The organism is Enterobacter sp. HMSC16D10 (genome assembly GCF_001807145.1).
In the GTDB taxonomy this organism is placed as follows: Bacteria; Pseudomonadota; Gammaproteobacteria; order Enterobacterales; family Enterobacteriaceae; genus Enterobacter; species Enterobacter roggenkampii.
Genome location: NZ_KV787865.1, coordinates 113,692 through 129,496 on the forward strand (window position 1 = coordinate 113,692; position 15,805 = coordinate 129,496).

Sequence of the window (15,805 nt, forward strand, 5' to 3'; positions counted from 1 at the left end):
CCTACGGTTTTATACCCAATAATCCAGAAGCGCTTTCTTTTCCGCTCATTAATGCTTCTGTTGCTCCATCCCACAAAATGCGTCCCTCCGCGATCACCACCGATCGCGGCGCAATCCGTGCGGCATCTTCGATACTGTGCGAAACCATCAGCATCGTAAGCTGCTGGCGCTGGCAGACCTCCTGCACCAGGGCGAGCATCTCCTGGCGCAGCGCGGGATCGAGCGCCGAGAACGGCTCATCCAGCAGCAGCAGCGGCTGCTCGCGCACCAGACAACGCGCCAGCGCCACGCGCTGACGCTGGCCGCCGGAGAGCTCGCCCGGCAGCCTGTCGATAAATTCAGCGATCCCCATCTGTGCGGCAATCACTTCAAGTTTTTCGCGTTGGGCATCGTTCAGCCTGAGCCCCGGATGCATTCCCAGCGCGATGTTTTGCCGCACCGTCAGGTGGGTAAACAGGTTGTTTTCCTGAAACAGCATCGACACAGGGCGTTTAGCCGGAGGGGCGTTGGTGAAATCACGATTATCGATGGCTATCGACCCGCTGGCAGGTTGCAGAAAACCGGCGATCAAATTGAGCAAGGTGCTTTTCCCGGCACCGCTTGGGCCAAGCACCGCAATCCGCTCGCCCTGCTGAACGGAGAGCGTAAAGCGCATCGGCAGATGCTGATAGAGCCAGGTTACATCAGTCAGTTTTAACATCACGCCCCGGGAGTTTTTCGATAACGGTAAATAAGGCAAAGCACAGCAGCAGCAGTAACAGCGCGGTGACCGCGCCGTCCTGACTGCGGTAAGAGCCGATTTGCTGATAAAGCCAGTACGGCAGCGTGCGGAAATCGTCATTGCCGAACAGCGCCACGACCCCAAAGTCTCCAATAGAGAGCACGCAGGCAAACGCCAGCGCCTGTGCCAGCGGACGCTTTAGCGCGCGCAGTTCAACCACCTTCAGCCGCTGCCAGCCCTGCATGCCCAGCGACTGGCACAGCAAACCGTAGCGGCTGTTGACGTCGCGCATCGGGTTTTCCAGCACCTTAAGCGCGTAGGGGATGGCCATCAGGGCGTTGGTAAAGATCACAATGCCGTCGGCCCTTTCCGGCAGGCCGAGGGTGCTGTTGAACAGTAAAAAGAAGCCCGTTGCCAGCACGATACCCGGCATCGCCAGTATCAGCATGCCCGTCAGTTCCAGCATTTGTCCGGTTTTTTGCGCCTGGCGGGCGTAGAGCTCACGGCTGCTCCACAGCAGCATCATGGTCAGCATAACGCATAGCAATCCGGCAGCCAGCGCTATGCGTACCGAGGTCCAGGTCGCCTGCCAGAGAACGGGCTGTTGCAGGACGGACATAAGATTGAGGTTCAGGCCGTCAACGATAACGGCCAGCAGCGGCGGCAGCAACAGCAGCAGCGCCAGCGCGATCAGGATAACATCGCTGATGCGGCTGTGCAGGCTGTCCTGCGGATCGCGCCAGCCGGTTATTTGATGACTACCTGCGGGAATGGCTTTACTCAGCCGCTGGCTCAACAGCACCAGCACCAGACAGCACGCCATCTGGACTATCGCCAGCAGCGCGGCGCGACCGGGATCGTAGTCGTAACTCAGCGCCTGGTAAATCGCCAGCTCAATGGTGGTGGCCTGCGGCCCGCCGCCAAGTGACAGCACGGTGGCAAAGCTGGCAAAGCAGAGCATAAAGATTAATGCCGCCACGGGCGGGAGCTGGCGGCGCAGCCACGGCCATTCGACAAAACGGAAGAACGACCAGCCGCGCATGCCGAGCTGGGCGGCAATCTGCCGCTGCTCGCCGGGAATGTTCTCCAGCGCCTGCAAAAAGAGGCGCGTTGCCATCGGCATATTGAAAAACACGTGCGCCAGCAGAATGCCCTGCAGTCCGTAAGGCGAGAATGACCACTCAATACCAAGCTGGCCGAACAGCGAGGCCAGCCAGCCCTGACGACCGTAGACACTCAGAATGCCAAAAACGGCCACCAGAACCGGCAGGATCAGCGTCATGGCGCACAGGCGCAGCAGGGCCTGCCTGCCGGGGAAACGCCGCCGATAGAGCGCGCGAGCAAGAAAAATAGCCGGGATCGCCGACAGCAGGGCAGAAAGAGACGCCTGCCAGAAGGAGAACCGGATAACGTGCCAGAGGTAGCTGTCGTGCCAGAGGGCGAGCAGGTCGCTCTCCGGTGCGTTAAACCACAGCGCAAGAAAGGCTCCCAGACTGACTGTCACCATCACGACGGCGGCGAGCAATCCGGGGAGTAACCAGCCGGGAATTAACGGCTGACGGCGCGTTGCCATTCACTTACCCATGCGGCACGCTGCGCGGCGACCTGCTGCGGCGTAAACGCCAGCGAGGTTTTCGGCTTGGTCAGCTGCTCAAAACCAGTGGGCAGCGCAACGCTGGTGACCGGATACATCCAGTTGCCCGCTGGAATGGCATTCTGGAATGCCGGTGAAACCATAAACTTCAGGAACTTCTCGGCCAGTTCCGGCTGTTTGCTGGCGGCGGTACGCGCGGCCACTTCCACCTGCAGATAGTGCCCTTCCGCAAAATCAGCCGCAGCATAGTTGTCTTTCTTCTCGGCGATAATGTGGTAGGCCGGGGAGGTGGTGTAGCTCAGCACCAGATCGCTTTCGCCTTTCAGGAACAGGCCATAGGCTTCGCTCCAGCCTTTGGTCACGGTGACGGTTTTGGCAGCCAGCTTCTGCCACGCTTCCGGCGCCTTATCGCCGTAGACTTTCTGCATCCACAGCAGCAGGCCCAGGCCCGGCGTGCTGGTCCGTGGATCTTCATAAATCACGCGCCACTTCTGGTCGCTTTCCACCAGCTCTTTCAGGCTCTTCGGCGGGTTTTTCAGCTTGTTTTTATCGTAGACGAAAGCAAAGTAGCCGTAGTCGAACGGCACAAAGGTGTCGTTCTTCCAGCCGCCCGGCACGTTAACGGCCTCTGCCGCGACGCCGCTTTTGGCAAAGAGTTTGGTTTGCGAGGCGGCTTCCAGCAGGTTGTTATCCAGCCCGAGCACCACGTCGGCCTTGCTGTTTTTGCCTTCCATGCGCAGGCGGTTGAGCAGCGAAACGCCATCTTCCAGCGCCACGAACTTCAGCTCGCAGTTGCAGTCCGCTTCAAAGGCTTTTTTGACAACCGGGCCAGGGCCCCAGTCGGCGGAGAAGGAGTCGTAGGTGTAGACCGTCAGAACGGGCTTGGCTAAAGCGGGCAGCGCGAACAGCGCCAGCAGGGGGAGAACTTTTTTTAACACTTTGCACCTCAGGGTTGAGTGGCAAAGGATTTTGAGCGACAGCCTCAAATCCCTTCGCCGGCGTTATCCGGATCAGGTTCGACGGGTATTATCTCAGCGCACATCTGTGATGCAGCACCCCGTTGAGAACGGCGCTATTGTAATGATTTGGTGAATATTACGAAAGCGTTATGGCTCCGGGGGCGCAAACCAGGCGGATTTAAAATCAAACCAGCCCAGGGTGTTCATCCGCAGGCCGCGCATGCTGCGCTGGCCCTGGATCATCAGCCAGTGGTGGATCAGCGGGACGATCGCCTGCTCGGCCAGCAGCTGCTGGCACCACACGGCAAGATTCATCTCGCCCGCACGCCACAGGGCGGCATCCTGCTGCCAGTCCCGGTCGATGCAGTGCTGGATCAGCGGGACTTCATACAAATGCGAGAAGAGGGAAAAATCGAGCGGCAGGGTGAAGTTGGCGCTGTTGAGCCAGATATCGCTGGCGATCTCCCCCTGATGCCATTCGTCATAGTCCACTTCCCTGATGTCCAGCCTGACTCCCTCCGCTGCCAGCAGGCGGGTCATGATTCTGGCGATAAAACGATGCTCAACATGATCGCGGTAGTAGGTCAGGGTGATGGACTCCAGCCCTGCGGGTTTGTCGCAGCGCGTTGGTCGGGCATGGTGCCAGCGCGGAAGCAGGCCGTAGGCCGGGAACCAGTATGTCTGGTACTGCTCTTCCGCATGGTAGATAAGATTGGAAGGAGACAGCACGTGGCTGATCCACTTGCGGACAGCCGGGTTTGCCCCACGGTGGGTGCGGCGGTCAAAGAGGAGATAGTAGCAGCCCTCCTCCAGGCGGCTCTCCACGGCCTTTTCTCCGGTGGTGGGGCCTTCAAGCGTCAGCCCGCAGCTCAGGTCTTCATTGAGATCCGGTAATACCCACACGTTCACTTCGTCGATCAGCGCCCGATAGCCAAAGTAGTCATCGAACGCGCGGATTTTCAGCTGGTTGCTGTTATTGCGGGAGACGGAGTAGGGCCCGGTGCCAATCGGCAGGCTGGCAAAATTGTTCAAGGATTCCCACTCGGCAGGCAAAATCATCGACGGCACATAGCCCAGCAGCCAGGGAAGCCACTTGTCCTGCTGCGCCAGCTCGATATCCAGCGTCCAGGCCGTGGGGGAGTGGATGCGCGAAATATGCGAGTAGAGCGGCAGCCTGCGGGCGCGTTCCAGAGAGGCGATGACGTCGTGCATTTCCAGCTCGCGACCGTGGTGAAAGTGGATGCCGGGGCGTAAGAAGAAGCGCCAGTGGCGCGGGGAAAGCTGCTGCCAGTGGTGCGCGATATCCGCCTCCAGTTCCCCGTTTTCCTCATTTATCCGCGTCAGGCCGCTGAAGATTTGTCGGGCCATGTGGGTTTCAGAACGCCGTAACGCCGTGCCGGGCAACAGATTTTTCATCGGACGGTAGTAGAGCACCCGCAGAATGTGTCGGCCCTGACGAAAACTGCGTCCGAGATGGGAGACCAGCATCTGGCGCACGGCGGCCTTGTCGCCCACCAGCTGGACCAGCTGATCGATACGGTCCTGCTCGAGCAGGTCTTCTGCACGCTGCTGCTGCAATGCCAGCCCGGTGTAGAGAAAGGTCAGCCGCGAGCGTTTCCCGCGTCCCGCCTCCGCTTCCCAGCTTAACCACCCCTGCTGCTGCATGGTATTGAGCAGCGTGCGCATATGGCGGCGGGAACAGCTAAGCAGGTCAGCCAGCTCGTTGAGCGTGGTTTCCTGCGATTGCCCCTCGCAGCACTGCCAGAGGCGGATAAATTGTTGCTGCAGACGACCGGAAGGCATAAAAGAGGAACTCCTGACAAAAAACCAGCAATTTATTAATCCCTATATTAGGCCAATAATGCTTCCCGATGAAGCGAGGAGGTAAATGATGAAGAGGTCTACCGCACGTCAGTTTTATCAGCAGTACTTTTCAGCGACAAAAGGATCGTCCTGGCTGGCCCGCCCGTGTGCAGAGCAACGGCTGAAAATGTTAGAAGAACTGATGCAGTGGGACGTTACGAAACCGGCCTCTTCTCGCTGACTCGCCTCGATCATGTGTGACTGAGTATTGGTGCTAATCACCCGCCAGCAAAATGTTTTTGCTGGCTTTTTTCGTTTATTCTTTCACCCAATTTCGATTCGCTTTCACAAGGACTTGCGCATGCTGTGGTTGATGACGATGGGGCGACGCCTGAACGGCGTGTATGCCGCTTTTATGCTGGTGGCCTTTATGATGGGCGTGGCGGGAGCGCTGCAGGCGCCGACGCTGAGCCTGTTTCTCAGCCGCGAGGTGGGGGCACAGCCGTTCTGGGTGGGGCTGTTTTATACCGTCAACGCGATAGCCGGGATCCTGGTCAGCCTCGCGCTGGCGAAGCGATCGGACAGCCAGGGCGATCGTCGTAAGCTGATCCTCTTTTGCTGCGCCATGGCCGTGGGCAACGCGCTGCTCTTTGCTTTCAATCGTCATTACCTGACGCTCATTACCTGCGGCGTGCTGCTGGCCTCTCTTGCGAATACCGCCATGCCGCAGCTGTTCGCGCTGGCCCGGGAATATGCGGATAACTCGGCGCGGGAAGTGGTGATGTTCAGCTCGGTGATGCGTGCCCAGCTCTCGCTGGCGTGGGTCATTGGCCCGCCGCTGGCCTTCATGCTGGCGTTGAACTACGGCTTTACCGCGATGTTCTCCATCGCGGCCGGGATTTTTGTCATCAGCCTGGCGCTGATTGCCTTCGCACTGCCGTCCGTGGCGCGCGTCGAACAGACAGCGGATAAACCGCTCACCCAGGTGAGCGGCTGGCAGGACAAAAACGTCCGCATGCTGTTTATTGCCTCCACGCTGATGTGGACCTGCAACACCATGTACATCATCGACATGCCGCTGTGGATCAGCAGCGATCTGGGTTTACCGGACAAGCTTGCGGGGATCTTAATGGGGACCGCTGCCGGGCTGGAAATTCCGGCGATGATTCTGGCGGGTTACTACGTTAAGCGCTTTGGAAAGCGTCGGATGATGATCGTCGCCGTGGCGGCCGGGGTGCTGTTCTACGCGGGGCTGATCCTTTTCCATTCGCGCGAAGCGCTGCTGGCGCTGCAGCTGTTTAACGCCGTGTTTATCGGGATTGTTGCCGGGATCGGCATGCTATGGTTTCAGGATCTCATGCCCGGTCGTGCCGGCTCGGCGACCACGCTTTTTACCAACAGTATTTCAACCGGAGTGATTCTGGCAGGCGTGATTCAGGGGGCGCTGGCGCAAAGTTACGGGCATGGCTCAGTTTACTGGATGATTGCGGCGATTTCGGTGGTTACGCTTGGGCTGACTTGCCGGGTTAAGGATGTCTGATTCTGGAAGGCGGCTTCACGAAACAAATCAATGGCCCGCTTTTTGCGGGCCATTGTCTTTAGCCCATAAACGCAGGCTGTTTTTTCTCGTACGCGGAGATGGCGTCTTCGTGCTGGAGCGTTAAACCAATGCTGTCCAGACCGTTCAGCATGCAGTGGCGGCGGAACGCATCAATGCTGAAGCTGTAGGTTTTATCCCCGGCTTTCACCACTTCCGCTTCCAGATCCACTTCAAACGACATGCCCGGATTTGCCTTAACCAGCGCGAACAATTCATCGACCTGTTCGTCGCTCAGCGTCACCGGCAGCAGCTGGTTGTTGAAGCTGTTGCCGTAAAAGATATCCGCGAAGCTGGGGGCAATGACCACCTTAAAGCCGTAGTCTGTCAACGCCCAGGGGGCGTGTTCACGCGACGAGCCGCAGCCAAAGTTTTCCCGCGCCAGCAGGATGGTTGCGCCTTTGTATTCCGGGAAGTTCAGAACGAATTCCGGATTAGGCACCTCGCCTTTATCGTCCAGGAAACGCCAGTCGTTGAACAGGTGCGCGCCAAAGCCGGTGCGGGTCACCTTCTGCAAAAACTGCTTAGGAATAATCGCGTCCGTATCAACGTTAGCGGCGTCCAGCGGGACAACACGGCCCGTATGTTGGGTAAATTTCTCTGCCATGATTGTCTCCTTATTTCAGGCTGCGAATGTCGGCGAAATGACCGGTGACTGCCGCAGCGGCGGCCATTGCCGGGCTGACCAGATGGGTGCGCCCACCGCGGCCCTGACGGCCTTCAAAGTTACGGTTGCTGGTGGAGGCACAGCGCTCACCCGGATTCAGGCGATCGTTATTCATGGCCAGGCACATGGAGCAGCCAGGCAGGCGCCACTCGAATCCTGCTTCGATAAAGATCTTATCCAGACCTTCGGCTTCCGCCTGGGCTTTCACCGGACCGGAGCCTGGAACCACCAGCGCCTGCACGCCCGGTGCGACTTTACGGCCTTTGGCAATCTCTGCCGCCGCACGCAAATCTTCGATACGGGAGTTGGTGCAGGAGCCGATAAATACCTTATCAATGGTCACGTCGGTCAACGGTACGCCGGGTTTCAGCCCCATATAGGCCAGCGCTTTTTCCGCACTGGCGCGCTCGACCGGATCGGCGAAGGAGGCCGGATCGGGAATGGCGTCGTTGACGGAAATTACCTGGCCCGGGTTGGTTCCCCAGGTCACCTGAGGGGCAATCTCTTCTGCCTGCAGCGTGACAACGGTATCAAACGTTGCCCCGTCGTCGGTTTTCAGGGTTTTCCAGTACGCTACCGCGTCGTCAAAATCCTGGCCCTTCGGCGCGTGCAGACGGCCCTTCACATAGTTGAAGGTCGTTTCATCTGGCGCGACCAGACCGGCTTTGGCGCCCATCTCAATGGCCATATTGCACAGGGTCATGCGACCCTCCATGCTCAGCGCCTGAATCGCGTCGCCGCAGAATTCAACGACGTGGCCGGTACCGCCTGCGCTGCCGGTTTTACCGATGATCGCCAGCACGATGTCTTTCGCGGTAATGCCAGGTGCCGCTTTGCCCTTCACTTCAATCTTCATCGTTTTGGCGCGGCCCTGCTTCAGGGTCTGCGTCGCCAGCACGTGTTCAACTTCAGACGTGCCAATCCCGAACGCCAGGGCGCCAAACGCGCCGTGGGTTGCGGTATGGGAGTCACCGCAGACGATGGTCATGCCCGGCAGGGTAATTCCCTGCTCTGGCCCCATCACGTGAACGATGCCCTGATAGGGGTGGTTCAGATCGTACAGCTCAACGCCAAATTCGTTGCAGTTCTTGATCAGCTCCTGCATCTGGATACGCGCCATCTCACCCGAGGCATTAATGTCTTTGGTCTGGGTGGAAACGTTGTGATCCATCGTCGCGAAGGTTTTACCCGGCTGACGTACCGGGCGCTTGTGCGCGCGCAGGCCGTCAAATGCCTGAGGAGAGGTCACTTCGTGTACCAGATGACGGTCAATGTACAGCAGTGGGGTTTCGTTTGGTGCCTCGTAGACAACGTGCGCATCAAACAATTTTTCGTATAACGTTTTGGCCATGATTACACCCCTTCAGCGACATAGCGGGCAATAATGTCGCCCATTTCATCGGTACTGACTGCCGCCGCGCCGCGTGATAAATCACCGGTACGAACGCCTTCTTCTAACGCCCGGTTAATGGCATTTTCAATTGCGGTTGCTGCATCGCCTGCATCCAGGCTGTAGCGCAGCAGCAGGGCCAGAGAGAGGATCTGCGCAATCGGGTTCGCGATGTTTTTGCCCGCAATATCCGGCGCGGAACCGCCTGCCGGCTCGTACAGGCCAAAACCTTCTTCATTCAGGCTGGCGGATGGCAGCATGCCCATAGAGCCGGTGATCATCGCGCACTCGTCTGACAAAATGTCGCCGAACAGGTTGGAGCACAGCAGCACGTCAAACTGGGACGGATCTTTAATCAGCTGCATGGTCGCGTTGTCGATGTACATGTGCGACAGCTCAACGTCCGGGTACTGCTTCGCGACTTCGCTGACGATCTCGCGCCACAAGATGGAAGACTGCAGCACGTTCGCTTTATCAATGGAGGTCACTTTATGGCGGCGCTTGCGCGCTGACTCAAAGGCGATATGGGCGATACGTTCAATTTCGAAGCGGTGATACACCTCAGTGTCGAACGCCTTCTCATGCTGGCCGCTGCCTTCACGTCCTTTTGGCTGACCGAAATAGATCCCGCCGGTCAGTTCACGCACGCACAGAATGTCGAAGCCGTTGGCGGCGATATCCGCGCGCAGCGGGCAGAACTCTTCCAGGCCCTGATACAGCTTCGCCGGACGCAGGTTGCTGAACAGCTTGAAATGTTTACGCAGCGGCAGCAGCGCGCCGCGCTCTGGCTGCTCTGCAGGCGGCAGGTGTTCCCACTTCGGGCCACCGACGGAACCAAACAGCACGGCATCGGCATTTTCACAGCCTTCCACGGTCGCTTTCGGCAGTGGCGTACCGTGGTTATCAATCGCAATACCGCCCACATCGTAGTGGCTGGTGGTGATTTTCATCGCAAAACGCGCGCGAACGGCTTCCAGTACTTTCAGCGCCTGTGTCATCACTTCCGGGCCAATACCGTCGCCCGGTAACACAGCAATATGGTAATTCTTCGACATTACACGGTTTCCTTGTTGTTCTCTTTATTCTGAGCTTTGCGTTGCACCTCTTTTTCGACTTCGGCGGCGCGCCAGATGTTGTTCAGCACATGCACCATCGCTTTCGCGGAGGATTCAACGATATCGGTCGCCAGGCCCACGCCATGGAAACGGCGGCCATTGTGGGTCACAACAATGTCGACCTGGCCCAGCGCATCTTTGCCGTGGCCCTTGGCCGTCAGGTCATATTTAACCAGCTCAACGTCGTACTCGGTGACGCGGTTGATCGCCTGATAAATGGCATCCACAGGGCCGTTTCCGTTCGCCGCTTCGGCCTTAATTTCATCACCGCAGGCCAGCTTGACCGAGGCAGTGGCGATGTCGCTGGAGCCGGACTGCACGTTGAAGTAATCCAGACGGAAGTGCTCTGGCTCTTCCTGCTGCTTGTTAATAAAGGCCAGCGCTTCCAGGTCGTAGTCGAACACCTGACCTTTTTTATCGGCCAGCTTCAGGAAAGCGTCGTACAGCTGATCCATGTTGTAATCGCTGTCCTTATAACCCATCTCTTCCATGCGGTGCTTCACCGCCGCACGGCCGGAACGCGAGGTCAGGTTCAACTGGACCTGGTTCAGGCCAATGGATTCCGGGGTCATAATTTCGTAGTTTTCACGGTTCTTCAGCACGCCATCCTGGTGAATACCGGAGGAGTGCGCGAAGGCACCCGTGCCGACGATCGCTTTGTTGGCCGGAATCGGCATGTTGCAAATCTGGCTGACGGTCTGGCTGGTGCGCCAGATCTCGTTGTGATTGATGCGGGTGTGCACGTCCATGATGTCTTTGCGCACTTTGATCGCCATGATCACTTCTTCCAGCGAGCAGTTGCCCGCGCGTTCACCGATACCGTTCATCGCGCCTTCTACCTGACGCGCGCCGGCGTGGACGGCTGCGATGGCATTGCCCACGGCCAGACCCAAATCATCGTGGGTGTGGACGGAGATAATCGCTTTATCAATGTTCGGTACGCGGTCATACAGGCCGGTGATGATATTGGCGAACTCAAACGGCATGGTGTAGCCGACAGTGTCCGGAATGTTGATGGTTTTGGCGCCGGCATTGATGGCGGCTTCCACCACACGGGCCAGATCTTCAATCGGCGTGCGGCCCGCATCTTCACAGGAGAATTCAACGTCATCGGTGTAGTTGCGTGCGCGTTTCACCATATATACCGCGCGCTCAATCACCTCATCCAGCGTACTGCGCAGCTTGGTGGCGATGTGCATAGGTGAGGTGGCAATAAAGGTGTGGATACGGAACGCTTCGGCCACTTTCAGCGACTCAGCCGCGACGTCGATATCTTTTTCAACACAGCGTGCCAGACCGCACACGCGGCTGTTTTTAATGGTGCGGGCGATAGTCTGGACGGATTCGAAATCACCCGGAGACGAGACCGGGAAACCCACCTCCATCACGTCGACACCCATACGTTCGAGAGCCAGCGCGATCTGCAGTTTCTCTTTTACACTCAGGCTTGCCTGTAATGCCTGTTCACCGTCACGTAAAGTAGTATCGAAAATAATGACTTGCTGGCTCATGGGTTAGGTCCTTGTCAGTCTTAGGGCGCCTTGCTACGAGCATAAAAAAACCCGCGCAGTGGCGCGGGTTTTTAGTCTTACTGGTGACGATTCAACGCTGAATTTCGCCCGCCAGTCTACCGCGCACAGTGGATGCGTTTAGTAGTAGTAGACCGGTGAAACGAATGGTGCGAATCATGAATCGTGCTCCGTTAAATTCAATATGCTTTTAGTGGTACTGGATACGCCAGTTGATGTCAACCCCTGATGATAAAAACGGGCCCGACGGGCGTAATCAGCAGGATAATTACTTTAGCTAATTGTGCTGGTTTTGGCTTTTACGACCCGACTAATTGTCTAATTTTGGACTGAAGAAAACAGTTGCAGAAACAAATAAATATAATTGTTTCAAATGAGTGACGCGCGTTACTGAGAATGCTCTGTACGTAAAGGGTTTTAATATCATTAAGTTATAATTATGGTGAATCTATTGCGCTTCGCTGAAAAACGAAAAGAGATAACATGTTATTAACCAACTGCAGAGCGGTGGCGATAACAGTTTAATAATACTTAAGTCATCATTAACCTGGCGGTCATTGTGTATTTGTTTGGTTTATGGTTTCATTTCAATCCTAAAGTCAAACATATCATTTGCGCTATTTTCTTTTCGTTTATATAGCGTCTTTATATATTCTGAATTTTAAATAATTCTCTTTCGCTGATCGTATTTGCATGATAAATCATATTTTTCGAGATGATTAGCGTACGTTGGCAAAGGGAGTTTAGCGTGACAGTGGAGTCAGAAGTGCCAGAAAATAATATTAAACAACCTCAAGCTACTGATGGGATTAAACCGCAGTTACGCACGGTGGATCTTAATCTTCTGACGGTGTTTGATGCGGTCATGCAGGAACAGAATATCACCCGCGCCGCCCAGGCGTTGGGGATGTCGCAACCTGCTGTGAGTAATGCCGTTGCCAGACTCAAGCTCATGTTTAACGACGAATTATTCGTTCGTTACGGGAGGGGGATCCAGCCTACGGCACGCGCATTCCAGCTGTTCGGTTCCATCCGCCAGGCGTTGCAGTTGGTGCAAAATGAGCTGCCGGGATCGGGCTTTGAACCCTTGAGCAGCGAGCGCGTATTCCATCTTTGTGTCTGCAGTCCATTAGATAATTATTTAACGTCGATTATTTATAATAAAGTTGAAGAAATCGCACCAAATATCAATCTGGTTTTTAAATCATCCCTGAATCAAAACACGGAACATCAGTTACGCTATCAGGAGATCGAATTCGTTCTGGGGTATGAAGAGTTCCGTCGTCCGGAATTTTCCTGCGTACCGCTCTTTAAAGATGAAATGGTTCTCGTCGCCAGTAAAAAACACCCACGTCTGAATTCTCCGCTGCGAGAACACGATGTTTATAACGAACAGCACGCCGTTGTTGCTCTCGACAGATATGCTTCCTTTAGCCTGCCGTGGTATGACACTGCGGATAAACAGGCGTGCGTGGCTTATCAGGGCATGGCTATGGTCAGCGTATTAAACGTGGTCTCCCAGACACAGCTGGTGGCGATTGCACCGCGCTGGCTGGCAGAAGAGTTTTCTGACCCATTAAATCTGCAAATTTTGCCATTGCCGCTTAAGTTAAATAGCCGAACCTGTTATCTCTCCTGGCATGAAGCGGCCGGACGGGATAAAGGACACCAGTGGATGGAAGAGTTGCTGGTTGGTATCTGTCGCCGGTAAACGCATCGGGATAAATCGCATCGGATCATGTGATTTATCCTGAGTTTTTTTGGATAGTTGCTATTTTGTTCTGTGAGTCTTTTTTTCGGGCGGCTCTTCGGCACGCAAAAATAGATGATTTCCTGCATTGTCCTGCTTTTCAGCGATGATTTATCACACCGTCCTCTATTCTCAGAGGAATTAACCATATCTTCTGTTAACGGCTGCGTTTTCTGCTTTACGCTCCGTTTATCTCTCCGGGTTTGCTAATTGCCTGCCTCATAACGAGCGGTTAAGGTAAAGAACACTCTGCAAAATATAAGATTGGTTCATCCCAATCGTAAGACGGTGCGGAAATGAATTCGGCAGTCCGTCTATAACAAAATGCCTGGAGGCAAAGCATGGAGATGTTGTCTGGCGCGGAAATGGTCGTCCGGTCGCTGATCGATCAGGGCGTAAAGCAAGTGTTCGGCTACCCTGGCGGCGCGGTCCTCGATATTTATGATGCCCTCCATACGGTAGGGGGCATTGACCATGTTCTGGTACGTCACGAGCAGGCGGCCGTACATATGGCCGACGGCCTGGCGCGTGCGACGGGTGAAGTGGGCGTGGTCCTGGTCACGTCAGGCCCCGGCGCGACAAACGCCATTACCGGCATTGCGACGGCGTATATGGACTCTATCCCGCTGGTGATCCTCTCCGGGCAGGTAGCCACCTCGCTGATTGGCTACGATGCTTTTCAGGAGTGCGACATGGTCGGGATTTCGCGTCCCGTGGTGAAGCACAGCTTCCTGGTTAAGCAAACCGAAGATATTCCCGGCGTACTGAAAAAAGCCTTCTGGCTGGCGGCAAGCGGACGCCCGGGACCGGTGGTGGTCGATCTGCCTAAAGACATTCTGAACCCGGCAAACAAGCTGCCTTACGTCTGGCCGGAATCGGTGAGCATGCGTTCTTACAACCCGACAACGCAGGGGCATAAAGGTCAGATCAAGCGGGCGTTGCAAACGCTTCTGGCAGCCAAAAAACCGGTCGTCTATGTCGGGGGCGGAGCGATCAATGCAGCCTGTGAAGCCCAGCTTCGTGAACTGATTGAAAAACTCAACCTTCCTGTTGCGTCGTCGCTGATGGGGCTGGGGGCGTTTCCCGCCACCCACCGCCAGGCGCTGGGTATGCTGGGTATGCACGGTACCTATGAAGCCAACATGACGATGCATCACTCCGATGTGATCTTTGCCGTCGGTGTGCGTTTTGACGATCGTACCACCAACAACCTGGCGAAATATTGCCCGAATGCCACCGTGCTGCATATTGATATCGATCCGACGTCAATATCTAAAACGGTGTCGGCTGATGTGCCGATCGTCGGTGATGCCCGTCAGGTTCTGGAACAGATGCTGGAGCTGCTGGCCCAGGAGAAAGCGACCCAGCCGCTGGATGAGATCCGCGACTGGTGGCAGCAGATTGAACAGTGGCGCGCGCGTCAGTGCCTGAAATATGACACGCAGAGCGAAAACATTAAGCCGCAGGCGGTCATCGAAGCGGTGTGGCGACTGACGAAAGGTGAAGCGTATGTGACCTCAGACGTGGGCCAGCATCAGATGTTTGCTGCCCTGTATTATCCGTTTGATAAACCGCGACACTGGATCAACTCGGGTGGCTTAGGCACCATGGGCTTTGGTCTGCCTGCCGCGCTGGGCGTGAAGCTGGCGCTGCCGGATGAAACCGTCGTCTGCGTGACCGGAGACGGTAGTATCCAGATGAACATTCAGGAGCTGTCTACCGCGCTGCAGTATGAACTGCCGGTTCTCGTGCTGAACCTGAATAACGGCTACCTCGGCATGGTGAAGCAGTGGCAGGATATGATTTATTCTGGCCGTCACTCACAGTCATACATGAAATCGCTGCCGGATTTTGTTCGTCTTGCTGAAGCTTACGGCCATGTTGGCATGCGGGTAACCGATCCGGCCGAGCTGGAAACGAAGCTCGCACAAGCGCTTGAGCACGTTAAAAACAACCGCCTCGTCTTTATGGATGTGATTGTTGATGGAACCGAGCACGTCTATCCGATGCATATTCGGGGTGGTGGTATGGATGAAATGTGGTTAAGCAAAACGGAGAGAACCTGATATGCGCCGGATATTATCAGTTTTACTGGAAAACGAGTCTGGCGCACTGTCGCGCGTCATTGGCCTTTTTGCGCAGCGCGGCTATAACATTGAAAGCCTGACCGTCGCCCCGACGGAAGACCCAACGCTGTCGCGCATGACGATCCAAACCGTCGGCGACGCTAAGGTGCTTGAACAGATTGAGAAACAGCTGCATAAGCTGGTCGACGTGCTGCGCGTGAGCGAGCTGGGGCAAGGGGCCTACGTTGAACGTGAGGTCATGCTGGTGAAAATTCAGGCCAGCGGCTACGGGCGTGAAGAAGTCAAACGCAATGCGGATATTTTCCGCGGACAGATTATCGACGTCACGCCTTCTCTTTATACCGTTCAGCTGGTCGGGACGAGCGACAAGCTGGATGCGTTCCTGGCGTCCGTACGGGATGTCGCAAAAATTGTCGAGGTGGCGAGATCGGGTGTTGTGGGTCTGTCACGCGGCGAGAAAATCATGCGTTAGTTGTCAAAAAGGTTCGCCTCTTTCTGCCCGGTCACCAAAGCCGGGCTTTTTTTTGCGTAATCAGCCGACAACGCAGATAAAAGCGGTTGCCGCGAAGGCTTTTCTGCGTTTAGATGTTAAA

The 15,805-nt window shown here is 56.0% G+C and carries 14 protein-coding genes and 1 riboswitch; of the genes, 5 read left to right on the forward strand and 9 right to left on the reverse strand.

Annotation, left to right across the window (positions count from 1 at the left end; all coding sequences use genetic code 11):
• Position 1: 1 nt before the first annotated feature.
• The 4 genes from thiQ to sgrR form a co-directional block, all read right to left on the reverse strand.
• Positions 2–700 carry a thiamine ABC transporter ATP-binding protein ThiQ gene (gene thiQ, locus HMPREF3143_RS09645; RefSeq protein WP_025912163.1) on the reverse strand — a complete coding sequence of 233 codons (699 nt, stop codon included), beginning with the start codon at positions 698–700 and terminating at the stop codon, positions 2–4.
• Positions 684–2,294: a thiamine/thiamine pyrophosphate ABC transporter permease ThiP gene (thiP, locus tag HMPREF3143_RS09650; protein ID WP_070532885.1), complete on the reverse strand. Its 1,611-nt coding sequence runs from the start codon at positions 2,292–2,294 to the stop codon at positions 684–686. Before thiP ends, thiQ begins: the two co-directional genes overlap by 17 nt.
• Complete coding sequence (gene thiB, locus HMPREF3143_RS09655; RefSeq protein WP_070532888.1) at positions 2,270–3,253, reverse strand: thiamine ABC transporter substrate binding subunit; 984 nt, start codon at positions 3,251–3,253, stop codon at positions 2,270–2,272. The genes thiP and thiB overlap by 25 nt, the downstream gene beginning before the upstream one ends.
• Positions 3,254–3,284: 31 nt before the next feature.
• Positions 3,285–3,385: riboswitch (TPP riboswitch) on the reverse strand.
• 36 nt (positions 3,386–3,421) lie between these two features.
• Positions 3,422–5,077 carry an HTH-type transcriptional regulator SgrR gene (gene sgrR, locus HMPREF3143_RS09660; RefSeq protein ID WP_008502003.1) on the reverse strand — a complete coding sequence of 552 codons (1,656 nt, stop codon included), beginning with the start codon at positions 5,075–5,077 and terminating at the stop codon, positions 3,422–3,424.
• 88 nt (positions 5,078–5,165) lie between these two features.
• Between sgrR and sgrT the strand changes: the two genes are divergently transcribed.
• Positions 5,166–5,318 carry a glucose uptake inhibitor SgrT gene (sgrT, locus tag HMPREF3143_RS09665; protein WP_008502002.1) on the forward strand — a complete coding sequence of 51 codons (153 nt, stop codon included), beginning with the start codon at positions 5,166–5,168 and terminating at the stop codon, positions 5,316–5,318.
• A gap of 120 nt (positions 5,319–5,438) precedes the next feature.
• Complete coding sequence (locus HMPREF3143_RS09670; RefSeq protein ID WP_058654214.1) at positions 5,439–6,617, forward strand: sugar efflux transporter; 1,179 nt, start codon at positions 5,439–5,441, stop codon at positions 6,615–6,617.
• 58 nt (positions 6,618–6,675) lie between these two features.
• Here the strand turns inward: HMPREF3143_RS09670 and leuD are convergent, their stop codons facing one another.
• The 5 genes from leuD to leuL all read right to left on the reverse strand — a co-directional run bounded on the left by leuD (position 6,676) and on the right by leuL (position 11,535).
• Entirely contained in the window at positions 6,676–7,281 is a 606-nt protein-coding gene (gene leuD / locus HMPREF3143_RS09675; RefSeq protein WP_021240533.1) for a 3-isopropylmalate dehydratase small subunit, read from the reverse strand.
• A 10-nt stretch (positions 7,282–7,291) separates the two neighbouring features.
• On the reverse strand, positions 7,292–8,692 hold the full coding sequence (leuC, locus tag HMPREF3143_RS09680; RefSeq protein ID WP_008501999.1) for a 3-isopropylmalate dehydratase large subunit: 1,401 nt from the start codon (positions 8,690–8,692) through the stop codon (positions 7,292–7,294).
• Between the two features lie 2 nt (positions 8,693–8,694).
• Positions 8,695–9,786 carry a 3-isopropylmalate dehydrogenase gene (gene leuB, locus HMPREF3143_RS09685; protein ID WP_070532891.1) on the reverse strand — a complete coding sequence of 364 codons (1,092 nt, stop codon included), beginning with the start codon at positions 9,784–9,786 and terminating at the stop codon, positions 8,695–8,697.
• Complete coding sequence (gene leuA / locus HMPREF3143_RS09690) at positions 9,786–11,357, reverse strand: 2-isopropylmalate synthase (RefSeq protein WP_070532894.1); 1,572 nt, start codon at positions 11,355–11,357, stop codon at positions 9,786–9,788. The genes leuB and leuA overlap by 1 nt, the downstream gene beginning before the upstream one ends.
• A 91-nt stretch (positions 11,358–11,448) precedes the next feature.
• A complete protein-coding gene (gene leuL / locus HMPREF3143_RS26460) occupies positions 11,449–11,535 on the reverse strand; it encodes a leu operon leader peptide (protein WP_071530973.1) in 87 nt (28 codons plus the stop codon).
• Between the two features lie 606 nt (positions 11,536–12,141).
• Between leuL and leuO the strand changes: the two genes are divergently transcribed.
• From leuO to ilvN, 3 genes are all read left to right on the forward strand, one after another.
• Positions 12,142–13,086 (forward strand): transcriptional regulator LeuO, encoded by a 945-nt coding sequence (gene leuO, locus HMPREF3143_RS09695; RefSeq protein WP_025912169.1) that lies wholly within the window; start codon positions 12,142–12,144, stop codon positions 13,084–13,086.
• 380 nt (positions 13,087–13,466) lie between these two features.
• Positions 13,467–15,191: an acetolactate synthase 3 large subunit gene (gene ilvI, locus HMPREF3143_RS09700; protein WP_008501995.1), complete on the forward strand. Its 1,725-nt coding sequence runs from the start codon at positions 13,467–13,469 to the stop codon at positions 15,189–15,191.
• Between the two features lies 1 nt (position 15,192).
• A complete protein-coding gene (gene ilvN / locus HMPREF3143_RS09705; RefSeq protein ID WP_008501994.1) occupies positions 15,193–15,684 on the forward strand; it encodes an acetolactate synthase small subunit in 492 nt (163 codons plus the stop codon).
• The last annotated feature ends 121 nt before the right edge of the window (positions 15,685–15,805 follow it).

Excerpts from the sequence above, each read along its gene's own strand:
- thiQ (WP_025912163.1), bottom strand. The coding sequence starts at position 700 with ATGTTAAAACTGACTGATGTAACCTGGCTCTATCAGCATCTGCCGATG.
- thiP (WP_070532885.1), bottom strand. The coding sequence starts at position 2,294 with ATGGCAACGCGCCGTCAGCCGTTAATTCCCGGCTGGTTACTCCCCGGA.
- sgrR (WP_008502003.1), bottom strand. The coding sequence starts at position 5,077 with ATGCCTTCCGGTCGTCTGCAGCAACAATTTATCCGCCTCTGGCAGTGC.
- sgrT (WP_008502002.1), top strand. The coding sequence starts at position 5,166 with ATGAAGAGGTCTACCGCACGTCAGTTTTATCAGCAGTACTTTTCAGCG.
- HMPREF3143_RS09670 (WP_058654214.1), top strand. The coding sequence starts at position 5,439 with ATGCTGTGGTTGATGACGATGGGGCGACGCCTGAACGGCGTGTATGCC.
- leuD (WP_021240533.1), bottom strand. The coding sequence starts at position 7,281 with ATGGCAGAGAAATTTACCCAACATACGGGCCGTGTTGTCCCGCTGGAC.
- leuC (WP_008501999.1), bottom strand. The coding sequence starts at position 8,692 with ATGGCCAAAACGTTATACGAAAAATTGTTTGATGCGCACGTTGTCTAC.
- leuB (WP_070532891.1), bottom strand. The coding sequence starts at position 9,786 with ATGTCGAAGAATTACCATATTGCTGTGTTACCGGGCGACGGTATTGGC.
- leuA (WP_070532894.1), bottom strand. The coding sequence starts at position 11,357 with ATGAGCCAGCAAGTCATTATTTTCGATACTACTTTACGTGACGGTGAA.
- leuL (WP_071530973.1), bottom strand. The coding sequence starts at position 11,535 with ATGATTCGCACCATTCGTTTCACCGGTCTACTACTACTAAACGCATCC.
- ilvI (WP_008501995.1), top strand. The coding sequence starts at position 13,467 with ATGGAGATGTTGTCTGGCGCGGAAATGGTCGTCCGGTCGCTGATCGAT.
- ilvN (WP_008501994.1), top strand. The coding sequence starts at position 15,193 with ATGCGCCGGATATTATCAGTTTTACTGGAAAACGAGTCTGGCGCACTG.